This window comes from Rhizobium sp. SL42 (assembly GCF_021729845.1).
In the GTDB taxonomy this organism is placed as follows: Bacteria; Pseudomonadota; Alphaproteobacteria; order Rhizobiales; family Rhizobiaceae; genus Allorhizobium.
This window is the reverse complement of the sequence record NZ_CP063397.1, coordinates 1,520,033-1,531,858: the sequence shown is the minus strand read 5'-3', so window position 1 is coordinate 1,531,858 and position 11,826 is coordinate 1,520,033. Positions and strand designations below refer to the sequence as shown.

Annotated in this window: 8 protein-coding genes; 4 read left to right on the top strand and 4 right to left on the bottom strand. The window is 62.3% G+C overall.

All coding sequences use genetic code 11. The features are described from left to right. The first annotated feature begins 57 nt into the window (after nt 1–57). Both IM739_RS07080 and IM739_RS07075 read left to right on the top strand, forming a co-directional pair. Entirely contained in the window at nt 58–948 is an 891-nt protein-coding gene (locus IM739_RS07080; RefSeq protein ID WP_237370481.1) for an SMP-30/gluconolactonase/LRE family protein, read from the top strand. 215 nt (nt 949–1,163) lie between these two features. Next, nucleotides 1,164–1,784, top strand: coding sequence for a PRC-barrel domain-containing protein (locus IM739_RS07075; protein WP_237370480.1), 621 nt, complete (start codon nt 1,164–1,166; stop codon nt 1,782–1,784). Between the two features lie 66 nt (nt 1,785–1,850). Here the strand turns inward: IM739_RS07075 and IM739_RS07070 are convergent, their stop codons facing one another. Next, nucleotides 1,851–3,893 (bottom strand): NADH:flavin oxidoreductase, encoded by a 2,043-nt coding sequence (locus IM739_RS07070; RefSeq protein ID WP_237370479.1) that lies wholly within the window; start codon nt 3,891–3,893, stop codon nt 1,851–1,853. A gap of 17 nt (nt 3,894–3,910) precedes the next feature. Next, nucleotides 3,911–5,452 carry a trimethylamine methyltransferase family protein gene (locus IM739_RS07065; protein WP_237370478.1) on the bottom strand — a complete coding sequence of 514 codons (1,542 nt, stop codon included), beginning with the start codon at nt 5,450–5,452 and terminating at the stop codon, nt 3,911–3,913. An 89-nt stretch (nt 5,453–5,541) separates the two neighbouring features. Between IM739_RS07065 and IM739_RS07060 the strand changes: the two genes are divergently transcribed. Beyond that, complete coding sequence (locus IM739_RS07060) at nt 5,542–6,444, top strand: LysR substrate-binding domain-containing protein (RefSeq protein ID WP_237370477.1); 903 nt, start codon at nt 5,542–5,544, stop codon at nt 6,442–6,444. A 16-nt stretch (nt 6,445–6,460) separates the two neighbouring features. Here IM739_RS07060 and IM739_RS07055 read toward each other — a convergent pair whose 3' ends face one another. Both IM739_RS07055 and IM739_RS07050 read right to left on the bottom strand, forming a co-directional pair. Further along, nucleotides 6,461–7,822 carry a putative bifunctional diguanylate cyclase/phosphodiesterase gene (locus tag IM739_RS07055; RefSeq protein WP_237370476.1) on the bottom strand — a complete coding sequence of 454 codons (1,362 nt, stop codon included), beginning with the start codon at nt 7,820–7,822 and terminating at the stop codon, nt 6,461–6,463. Between the two features lie 123 nt (nt 7,823–7,945). Beyond that, nucleotides 7,946–9,631 (bottom strand): response regulator, encoded by a 1,686-nt coding sequence (locus IM739_RS07050; RefSeq protein WP_237370475.1) that lies wholly within the window; start codon nt 9,629–9,631, stop codon nt 7,946–7,948. A gap of 282 nt (nt 9,632–9,913) precedes the next feature. Between IM739_RS07050 and mutL the strand changes: the two genes are divergently transcribed. Then, the gene (gene mutL / locus IM739_RS07045) at nt 9,914–11,749 is read left to right on the top strand and encodes a DNA mismatch repair endonuclease MutL (protein WP_237370474.1); all 1,836 of its coding nucleotides are present in this window, start codon (nt 9,914–9,916) and stop codon (nt 11,747–11,749) included. Nucleotides 11,750–11,826: the final 77 nt, after the last annotated feature.

Below are 11,826 nucleotides of genomic sequence, written 5' to 3'. Positions count from 1 at the left end.
CTGTCAAACAAAGGGGCGCAGCGGCAAAGGTCGCGGCGACCAATGCAGGAGGATAGAGTGATTTCAATGACACCATTCACAGGTAAAGTTCTCACGGAAGAGCGGCTGGAATTGGGCGAAGGCCCAAGTTACGACGCGCTGACCGATTGCCTCTGGTGGTTCGACATTCTCGGCAAGACCCTTTGCCAGCTCAACATCGCCTCTGGAGCCTTCACCAAGCACGACCTGCCTTTCCTCGGCAGCGTGTTTGCGGTCATTAACGACAAGCAGCACCTTCTTGCATCCGACAAGGGGCTTTTCCTGCGTGATGCGGCGTCGGGCGCGCTTCACCCCTATGTGGAGATCGAACCCGGCAAGACGCAGAACCGCTCGAATGACGGTCGTATGCATCCCAGTGGCGCGCTGTGGATCGGCACGATGAGCCGAACGGCCGAAACCGGCGCCGGCGCCATATATCACGTGGCCGGCACAACAGTGACGAAGCTGTTCAACGCCGTCAGCATTCCGAACTCGATCTGCTTCTCGCCGGACGGGACGATCGGCTATTTCAACGATTCCAAGGTCAACCACCTGATGCGCGTCAGCGTCGATCCGGCGACGGGCCTGCCGACCGGCGAGCCGAGCATTCTGATCGACCAGTCGGCACGGACGACGGGCGTCATCGACGGATCGGTGGTGGATGCTGAAGGGACGATCTGGAACGCGAACTGGGACGGCGGCGCCGTTGACCGCTATGCGCCGGATGGCCGCCAGATCGCGCGCTACGAAATGCCGGCGCGCCGCGTTACCTGCCCGGCGTTTTTTGGTACGAAATTCGATCGCCTGGCGGTCACGTCCTGCTTCGAGGGACTGTCGGCCGAGGAGTTGAAGAACGATCCCCTGGCGGGAGCAACCTTCGAGCTCGGCGTTGCCGTCCAGGGGCGTGCGGAACCGCGCTTCAAGCTCTGACTTCAAGTGTTACAATGACTTGCGGCGCCTTCTGCGGGGCGCCGCAAACCAAACAACGACCCAAATGTTCCCGTCATCCGGCAAAATAAACTGATGAAAAAAATGGGAACGATCGGACCTGCCGGGCATTTTCCTCTCGAACCGACGCAACCTGAATAACCCGAACGGGACGGTGGCGTCAGTCGAAGACGATCTCAGAGGAAAGGTAGTCCATCATGAACAAGTCCTTCAAGACATTCGCCGCGGCCATGCTGCTGGGTTCCACCGCCATTGCACCTTTCGCCGTCGCACAGGACGCCACTGCGCCTGCAGCCGGCACAGAAAGCACGACCGGCGCGCCGCCCGCGGCGGCCCCGATCGCTCCTGATGCCGCGACCGGCACCGATGCAACCGGCACGACGGCCACCACTGCCCAGACCACGACCGGCACTGCCACTGGCGAAACCTATCTGACCGCACAGAGCGAATCGCAGATGAGCGCCAACGACTTCATGGGGCAGGCGATCTATACCGGCGACAACCAGAGCATCGGTGACATCAACGACCTGCTGGTCGAAAAGGATGGCGGCATCGTCGCGGCCGTGGTCGGCGTCGGCGGCTTCCTGGGCATCGGTGAAAAGGATGTGGCCGTTCCGTTCAGCAAGATCACGCTGACCAGGGAAGCCGGTGAGAACGGCGCCGAAGGCGATGTGCGCCTGACCACCACCGAGACCGCCGAAAGCTTGCGCAACGCGCCTGAATTCAAGACGCTTGATGACCAGGCTGCAGACGCAAGTGCGACGGCTCCGGCCACCATGCCGGCCGACAACACAACTACCTCGTCGACGAAGAACTAATTCCGGAACGAGAGACGTGTTGACGTTTCAATGGGCGGCGCCTTTGGCGCCGCCTTTTCTGTGTGCCTACAACAGGCTGCAGTAGCGCAAGGCATCGTAGACCGCAGCGTGAATATTGCGGCTCTCGATGGCATCCCCGATGCGGATGACATCGAATGCCGCATTTTGATCTAGCTGCGGCAACGGTGCCCGGCGCGCAATCAGCGCATCATAATCAACCGCGCCCCGGTTGCGCGAATGCGGTTTCAGCTCGAGATACAGATCGGCATTGGCCATGGTTCCGTGCTCGACCACGACCTGGGCCACGCGGCGCTCCGTCCGGACATCTGAAAAATCAGAGCCCAGGATTGCGACAAGACCGTTACCCTCGCGGCGGACGGCCAACAGGCGCGTATTGATCGTCACGCGGACATTCTTCTCGGCGAAAGCCTTGGCATAGGGCACATGGTTCATGCCACCCATTTCCGGGGCGAAGAAACGCTCGGGCGACACCAGTTCCAGCTCGGCGCCAGCATTGGCGATCACCTCGGCAGCACTCATGCCCGGATGGCCGCCATTGTCATCGAACAGCAGGACCGATGCTTCGGGTCTGGTTGTGCCGGCGAGAATATCCCAGCTCGACACGACCAGGTCGTCGCCTGCCTCAAGCTCAGGCGACTGGCCGATGCCGCCGGTTGCAACCACGACGAGGTCGGGGCTGCGTTCCAGCACATCCTCGACGGAGGCATAGGTGTTATAGTGGATCGGCACGCCGAGCCGCTCAAGTTCTGCCAGACGCCAATCGACGATGCCGACCATCTCCTTGCGCCGTGGATTGCGGACCAGCAGATTGACCTGCCCGCCGGGCTCACCCATCGCCTCCAGCACCTCGACGTCATGGCCGCGCTCGGCCAGTACGCGGGCTGCTTCCAGACCTGCGGGTCCGGCGCCGACGACGACAGCCTTGCGGGTCATGCCGGCCTTCGGAAGCTCGTGCGGGATCAATGCCTCGCGGCTGGTCGCCGCGTTGTGAATACAGAGCGCCTCGCCCCCTTCGTAGATCCTGTCGAGACAGTAGGTGGCGCCGACGCAGGGCCTGATCTCAGCCTCGCGCCCCGCGATGATCTTTCTGACGATATGAGGGTCGGCGATATGGGCGCGGGTCATGCCGACCATGTCGAGCTTGCCCTCGGCGATCGCATGGCGGGCCGTTGCGACATCTGCGATGCGGGCGGCATGGAAGACCGGAAATTTCGTCGCCGCCCTCACTTCGCCGGCGAAATCCAGATGCGGCGATGCCGCCATGCCCTGGATCGGGATGACGTTGTTGAGGGCCGCATCATGTTCGATATGACCACGGATGATGTTGAGGAAGTCGACCTTGCCGGAGAGGGCAAAGCGGCGGGCGATCTCGATACCCTCTTCCCTTGACAGCCCCTTGTCCCAGTCCTCGTCCGCGACCATGCGGATGCCGACAATGAAATCGGGGCCGACGGCCTTGCGGACCGCCTCAGTCACCATCTCGGAAAAGCGCATGCGGTTCTCGAGGCTGCCGCCAAAGGCGTCGTCGCGCCGGTTGGTTGCCGGCGACCAGAAGCTGTCCATCAGGTGGCCATATGCTTCGAACTCGATGCCATCGAGGCCGGCGGCCTGCATGCGCTCGGCGGCGCTGGCATAATCGGTGACGATGCGCTCGATATCCCAGTCCTCTATCTCCTTGGGGAAATGCCGGTGTGCCGGTTCACGGATCGCCGAGGGCGCCAGCACCGGCAGCCAGTCGCCCTTGTTCCAGTTGGTACGACGGCCGAGATGGGTCAGTTGGATCATCACGGCGCAACCATGCTCGTGACAGTCGTCGGCCAGGCGTTTGAGATGCGGGACTATCTCGTCCCTGTAGGCAAGCAGGTTGCCAAAGGCTGGCGGGCTGTCACGGCTGACGCTGGCCGAGCCGGCGGTCATGGTCAGCGCGATGCCGCCCTTGGCTTTCTCAACATGATAAAGCCGGTAACGCTCCGTCGGCATGCCGGCTTCCGAATAGGCAGGCTCGTGGGCCGTCGACATGATACGATTCTTCAGCGTGAGATGCTTCAACCGATACGGCTGAAGAAGCGGGTCCTTGCTTGCTGTCATGCGTGATGGGTTCCAGTTCAGTACCAGGCGTCGGGGCGCGCGCGGTTGGTGCGATCGATATAGTCGCGCAAGGCGTCGTCGATGGCGATGTCCAGCGGCGGCGCGGAATAGTCGGCAAGCGCCTTTTTCCACCTCAGATTGGCGCGGCTCGCCATATCGGTCGAGCCGGCGTCGGACCACTTCTCAAACGGCTCGTTGTCGGAGACCGCACTGTCCCAGAAAGCCGTCTGGTAGTTGCGCATCGTATGGGCAGAACCGAGGAAGTGGCTGCCGGGGCCGACTTCGAGGAAGGCATCCATGGCCAGGGTGTTGTCATCAACGACGACGCCGGCGAGATAGGAATGCAAGGCACCGCAGAAATCGCTGTCCATCATGAACTTCTCATAGGACATGGCAAGCAGGCCATCCACGAAACCGGCGGAATGCAGGATAAAATTGGCGCCGCAATGCACGGCCGACAACATCGACATCACGCCTTCCTGCATGGCCTGGGCGTCGGGCAACTTGGAATTGGAGAAATTGCCAGCACAGCGCAGCGGCAGCTTCAGCCTGCGGGCAAGCTGACCGATGACCATCGAGCCGATCGCCGGCTCCGGGGTGCCAAAGGTGGGCGAGCCCGAGCGTAGCGACATGGAAGAGAGGAAGTTGCCGAAGATCACCGGCGCGCCTTTTCGTTCCAGCTGGGTCAGCGCGCAGCCGGCGAGCGTCTCTGCATAGGACTGGGCAATCGCGCCGGCATTGGTGACCGGCCCCATGGCACCGCCAAGGATAAACGGCACGATGACCGCTGCCTGGTTGGCACGCGCATAGGCCCTCAGCGCCTTGGTCATGGTACCGTCCCAGACCAGCGGCGAGTTGACATTGACATTGCCTAGGATGACGCAGTTCTCGTTGACGAAATCGGCGCCGAACAGGATGCGGGCCATTTCGATCGATTCCTCCGCCCGCTCTTCGGCCGTCACCGAGCCCATGAAGGCGCGGTCGGAATATTTGATATGGCTATAGACCATCTCCAGATGACGCTTGTTCACCGGAAGATCGACAGGCTCGCAGATCGTTCCGCCGGAATGGTGCAGCCAAGGGCTGGACTGGGCAAGCATGACGAGGTTGCGGAAATCCTCGATCGTGCCATAGCGCCTGCCCTTGTCGAGATCCATGACGAAGGGCGAGCCATAGGCGGGAGAAAAGACGACAGCACTGCCGCCAATCTCGACATTGTTGGCCGGGTTGCGGGCATGCTGGACAAAGCGCTGCGGCGCTGAAGCCACGATTTCGCGCAACATGCCGGGGGGAAAACGTACTCTCACCCCATCCATCTCGGCTCCGGCGCCGCGCCACAGGTCGAGCGTCGCGGGATCATCGCGAAATTCTATACCAATTTCGGCAAGGATGCGGTCTGCCGTCTTTTCGATCCGCTGGAGGTTTTCCTCCGACAAGATGTCGTAGGTCGGGATATTGCGCCTGATGAAGGGCACCTTCAGATGCGGTGCGGCTGACGCCTCACGCCGCCCTGGTCGCGCGCGGCGGGGCCGACCAGTTTCCAGCAGATCACCATCCATTGTGCTTTCCCCTGATTTTTCTGAAGGCTAGCCTTGGGAAATCGGGATGTGACGCTGGAAAAAATCTGGATATGCAATAAGCTGAACTTATGACAAGTTTTCGCAGCCTGATCCCTTCGGCGAATGCGCTGGTGATTTTCGAAGTGGCCGGCCGGCATGAGAATTTCACCCGCGCGGCTGAAGAGCTCGGCATGTCGCAGGTGGCGGTCTCCTATGCCATCCGCGGCCTGGAACAGCAGCTCGGCGCCCAGCTGTTCGAACGCCAGCACCGGGCCGCCAAGCTGACGGAGGTCGGCGAACGCTTCCATGCGGATGTCTCGGCCGGACTTTCGCGGATCGGCCGGGCAGCGGAAGACATCCGCAGCAAGGGGCGCGAAGTCAACGTCACGCTTGCCGCATCGACGGCCTTTGCGTCGATGTGGATGCTGCCGCGCTTGACCGCCTTGCGCGCGGACCTGGCGGATATCGATCTGCGTATCCAGACCAGCGTGCGCGATCTCGACCTTGAGGATGAGGCGATCCCGCTCGGTGTGCGTGGTGGCGATCCGAAGGACTGGCCGCATTATCACGCAGCCCAGCTTGCGCCTGAAGTGATCACGGCGGTGGCAAGCCCCGCCTTTGTCGAGGCGCATGGCCGGCCCGACACGCCGCTGGCTCTGGCGCAACATCGGCTGATCTGGCTGGAGGAGCCGGTGCGGCAAGCCTGCAACTGGCCCGAATGGTTCGCATCGGCCGGGATCGACTACAAGCCGACGGGACGGCGTCTGGCGATCAACGACTATGTCCTGGTGGTCCAGGCTGTGCTTGCCGGCGAAGGCATCGCGCTCGGCTGGACGCATCTGGTCGATCGCCTGGTGAAGCAGGGGCAACTGGTCGAGGTCGGAGGTCACGCACTGCTGACGGGCAACGCCTTCTACGTGGTCTGGCCGCGATCCCGCGAGCTCAATGGCGCAGCGACCCGGGTGCGCGACTGGCTGCTGGCGCAGGCCTGAGGCGCTGGAAACTCCGTCAGGCAGAAGCGCGCTCGACGAGGGCGAATTCGTGGTGATGTTCGCTGAGATAGCGCAAGGTGGCTGCGGTATCGACCGGCTTGCCAAAAAAGTAGCCCTGCCCCATGCCGCAGCCGAGCGCACGCAACTTGTCGGCTTCCGCCTCCGTCTCGATGCCTTCGGCGACCACTTCGAGATCCAGGCCCTCGCACATCGTGACGATCGCCTTGATGATGTGCTCGGACGTGCGATCGGTTGTGATGGCCGAGACGAAGGCGCGATCAATCTTGACCTTGTCGAAGGTGAATTCGCGCAGCCGGCCGAGGCTCGACTGGCCCGTGCCGAAGTCATCCAGCGAGATGCGGATGCCGGCATCCTTCAGATCCTTGATGATCCGGCGCGCGGTATCGGCCGAGGTCATCACGGCGGTTTCGGTGATTTCCAGTTCCAGCCGTCGCGGATCAAAGCCGACGCTGTTGAGAATGGAGAGCGTGCTGAACGAGGTGCGCGGATCCATCAGCTGGCATGAAGACAGGTTGAAGGACAGGAACAGGTCGCGCGGCCACGCGAGCGTTGCTTCGGCCGCCTTGCGCAGCAGCGTTTCCGACAGGGTATCGATAAAGCCGCGCTCTTCGGCCAGCGGCACGAATACAGCCGGAGAGACAAACCCGAGATCGGGATCGATCCAGCGGGCGAGTGCTTCAAAGCCGACGACACGGTTGTCGCGCAGACGCACGATCGGCTGGAAATGCACATCGACCGTGTCGTTGATGATGGCGTTGCGAAGGGCCTGCTCCAGCTGGGTGGCGCGCTTCATTTCCTGGGCGATCTCGCGGGAATAGACGGTGATCTGGCCGCGGCCGCGGCGTTTCGAGCGATAGAGCGCTGTCTCGGCGCTCTTCATCAGTTCCTCGAAATCATTGCCGGCAAATGGATAGATGGCAAAACCGAGCGAGGCGGAGAGGCGCACATTGCGGTCGCCGAGGTCGTAGGGAGCGGACAAGACGTCCTTGATCATCTGGCCGGCGCGTTCGGCACCGGCGCGCTCGAAGACCAAAGGCAGGATGATGGCAAACTCGTCACCGTCGTGGCGGGTGACTGTGGCACCGTCGGGAGCGCAGGCCTTCAGGCGATGGGCAACCTGGCAGAGGATTTCGTCGCCGGCCGCCTGGCCGAAAAGGTCGTTGATCGGCTTGAAACCATCAAGATTGACGATGCCGACGGTGAATGGCGCGGGATCAGAGGCCCGATCGGCGGCCAGTTGGCGAGCCTTGTCACGCAGCCGGTGACGATTACCCAGACCGGTCAGATGATCGGTGTAGGCCATTGCGTGCAATTCGTTCTGGTTAAACTGCTCGGTGGCAGATCCAGCGGGGCCCATTCACGATTCCTGATTCAGTTCCTTCCACGCTGGTGAGAATGAGGCGGAAACATTAAAATTATCATATCGATATCGCTCGCCGGACGCGCCCCGGCGACCCCTTATTTGGGGGGTTGACAGCGATCAAGCCAGAGAAGCGAGCTTGGCTATGCTCGGCACAAGACGTGTCAGCGCCGCATCAATTATATCGGGGCTCAGGGGCTTCAAGATCACGTCGTTCATGCCGGCCGAATAGCAACCTTCACGGTCACGCTCGAAAGCCTGGCTCAGCACGCCGATGATCGGTGTCGTGATCAGGGTGGCATGCTCCAGCTCGCGAATACGGCGGGCTGCGTCGAAACCGTTGATATCCGGCAGCGTCACATCCATCAGAACGATCGCCGGAGCGAGTTCCTGCCAAAGCCGCACGACTTCTTCGCCGGTTGCGGCGATGCGATAGGCATAGCCCAGCCCTTCGAGGATCTGGGCAAAGACGATCTGGTTGATCTCGTTGTCTTCCGCCACCAGCACCAGCGACGGAGATGTCGAGGGCTTGAGCGGCTCGACGCTCTCTTCGGTGGTGATCTCCCAGTCATCGACCGGGGACGGCGCCGCCTGCAGGGCCGTCAGGCGATCGAGGACGGTGAAAGCCAGTTCGGTCGACAGCTGATAACCGTCCATGGTGATGTAGTCGACATCGACGGTCTGGATCAGCTCAAGGCAACGGACATCCATCTGGACATCGACGATGGCAAGATCGATGGCAACGCCGACGGACAGGGCGACATTGAGGAAGGCATCCAGCTCGTCGTCATTGCGGACGCAGCAACTGTCGAGACCGAGGATCTCAAGCGTGTTAAGTGCGGCGGCCTCGAACTCCCGATCGCTGGTGACAAGCAGCGCCTTTCGGCCACGTAGCCGCTGATCGAGTTTCGGGTCCACGACCGGTGACAGTTTGCTCGGAGTACCGCCCGTCAGGCCAGTGTCGATTTCGACGGTCGTTGCCATCGAGCCGACCTCGCCGAGGCTGGCGACGACGAAGTATCGACCGGGTTTTCCGACACGCTGGACATGGGTCAGTATCGGCCGGGACGGATCGCCGTAGAGGCGCATGTTCAGCGTCACGGACGAACTCATGCCGGTGTCCAACACGTGCCGGCTGACATTGGTCAGGGTCGTGGCGAGTTCCGCCTCGAAAATCGCGTTCAGGCTGCCGCCGAGCGCATTATCGGCTCCGACCGCCATTGCCGCGCAGAAAACCTTGTTGACGGCGACAAGCTGGAGGCTGCGGTCCTGAACAAAGACCGGATGCGCCAGGTTGTCGAGGATTTCCTCGGTCAGCTGCACCCGCTCCAGATCGGCGCGCCACTGGTCCTCGCGCTTCTTCTGCTCGGTGATGTCGGTGATGACGCAGATGCCGTAGCCGGAGGGCAGACGGCGCTTGGAATAGCGGGTCCAGCGCCTGGAATCGTCACAGAACTGCTGTTCGGAGCGCTCCTTCCAGTGGGCGGATATCTGCCGGCTCAGCCATTCATCACGGCTCTGGGCGGCGTTTTCCCCCTGATCGCGCCAGCCATTGTCGTAGGCGCCGGCGAGGAAATCGCGTAGCCGCGTCCCGGGCTCAAAGAAACTCGACGGCGCCGGCACAAAGTTTCGCACGGCGCGACTGGCGAAGATCAGCTGGTCATTGCGGTCGTAGACGAGAAAGGCGGCATTCAGCGCTTCCGATACGGCGTCAAGCATCGCAGCCTGGAGAAAGCTGTCTGATGTCTCGCCCGCTATTCCGTTATGTCCCCTGTTTTCGCCGGGGACCGGTGGAAACTCGCTCACAATGCTGCCTCAAAGAACCTGATCACTGGACGCAACAGGTTTGGAATCGGAATCGTGCTTGCAATGGACATTCCGGCAATCACTTGAGGAGGGTGGGAGTGTGTGAAGAGCGATCCGGCTGTCCGCTCTTCCTCCATTGGCTCGCAAGCCCACCGTGGAAAACATTTCAAGTTGCCTCGAAAACTAGAGCCTTTCCGTTAAGGCGCGCTTAATGATGCAAGCGAAATCAGGGCGCCGCATTTAGGCCTTTCCCCGGCAGCCCGAATCCCGGAAAATGACCGCATGATGATCAAGCAGCTCTCAGAAACCCTGATCAACCAGATTGCCGCCGGCGAGGTCATCGAACGACCGGCCAGCGCGGCCAAGGAGCTGATCGAAAACGCCATCGATGCGGGGGCAACCCGGATCGAAGTCGCGACAGCGGGTGGCGGCAAGACATTGCTGCGTATTGTCGACAATGGCTGCGGCATGGGGCCGGAGGATCTGGAGCTGTCGATCCGCCGGCACTGCACCTCGAAGATCAGCCAGACCCTGTTCGACATCCGCTCATTGGGCTTTCGCGGCGAGGCCCTGCCCTCGATCGGCTCGGTCGCGAAGCTGACGATCACCAGCCGGCCGGCCGGTGCAACGGCGGGTGCGGAAATCTCCGTACAAGGCGGCAAGGTTGGCGCGGTCAGGCCGGCCGCTGCCAATCCCGGTACGACGGTCGAGGTTCGCGACCTGTTCTTTGCCACCCCTGCCCGGCTGAAATTCCTGAAGACGGAAAAGGCGGAAGCCGCAGCGATCACCGAAATCGTCAAGCGCATGGCGATCGCCTTTCCCGGCATCCGCTTCGTCCTCTCGGGTACCGACCGGTCGACGCTGGAGTTTCCCTCCACCGGCGACGATCACTTGGCCCGCATCGCCCAGATCCTCGGTTCCGACTTTCGCGACAATGCTATTGCGCTCGATGCCGAGCGCGAAGATGTGCGCCTGACCGGATTTGCCGGCGTGCCGACCTTCAACCGTGGCAACTCGGCGCATCAATATGCCTTCGTCAACGGGCGTCCGGTGCAGGACAAGCAGATCCTGTCGGCCATTCGCGGCGCCTATGCCGAAACCATTCCGCACGGGCGCTACCCGGTTGCGGTATTGTCGCTGGCGCTTGACCCGGCCCTGGTCGATGTCAACGTGCATCCGGCGAAGTCGGACGTACGCTTCCGCGATCCGGGCCTGGTCCGCGGACTGATTGTCGGCGCCGTGCGCCAGGCACTGCAGCGTGAGGGGGACAGGTCGGCGACAACGGGCGCCGGCGGCATGCTGCGGGCATTTCGCCCCGGCTTCAGCCCGCAGCCATCGGCGAACTGGTCTGCCGGCACATCCCCCTATCGACCGTTCAACAATGATCCTGCGTCCATGACATCGGCCCCCTCGTCGCCGAATACCAGCCAAAGCTTTACCTTTGCCGAAGCGGGCCAGGCGGCATTCGAAACCCTGAGCCAGCCAGCGGCACGCAGCGAGGCGCCGGCGGCTGTTTCGGCGGCGGAACCCGCGCGCCAATTTCCGCTTGGCGCCGCCAGGGCGCAGGTGCATGCCAACTACATCGTTGCCCAGACGGGCGATGGACTGGTGATCGTCGACCAGCATGCCGCGCATGAGCGTCTGGTGTTCGAGCAGATGCGCAAGGCGCTGACTGGCCGCCGACTTCCATCGCAAGGCCTCCTGATCCCGGAGATCATCGACCTGCCGGAGGAAGACTGCGACCGGCTGATGATGCATGCGCAGGCGCTGGAGCAATTGGGGCTCGCCGTCGAACGCTTCGGACCGGGCGCCGTTGCGGTGCGCGAAACACCGGCCATGCTGGGCGAAATGGATGTGACCGGACTGATCAGGGATCTGGCGGACGAGATTGCCGAATGGGACACGGCCGACCGGCTCTCGGCACGGCTCGAGCATGTCGCCGCGACCATGGCCTGCCACGGCTCCGTGCGGTCGGGCCGGCAATTGCGCGTCGAGGAAATGAACGCGCTGCTGCGCCAGATGGAGCAGACGCCCGGTTCGGGCCAGTGCAACCATGGCCGGCCAACCTATGTCGAGCTCAAGCTGTCGGATATCGAACGCTTGTTTGGCCGCAGTTGAGACGGGTCATCGCAGCATGGCTGGCGCGTATTTGCCGTGGCAAAGCAGGCATGCTGTTTTCCGCGGCCGGCTCTAGA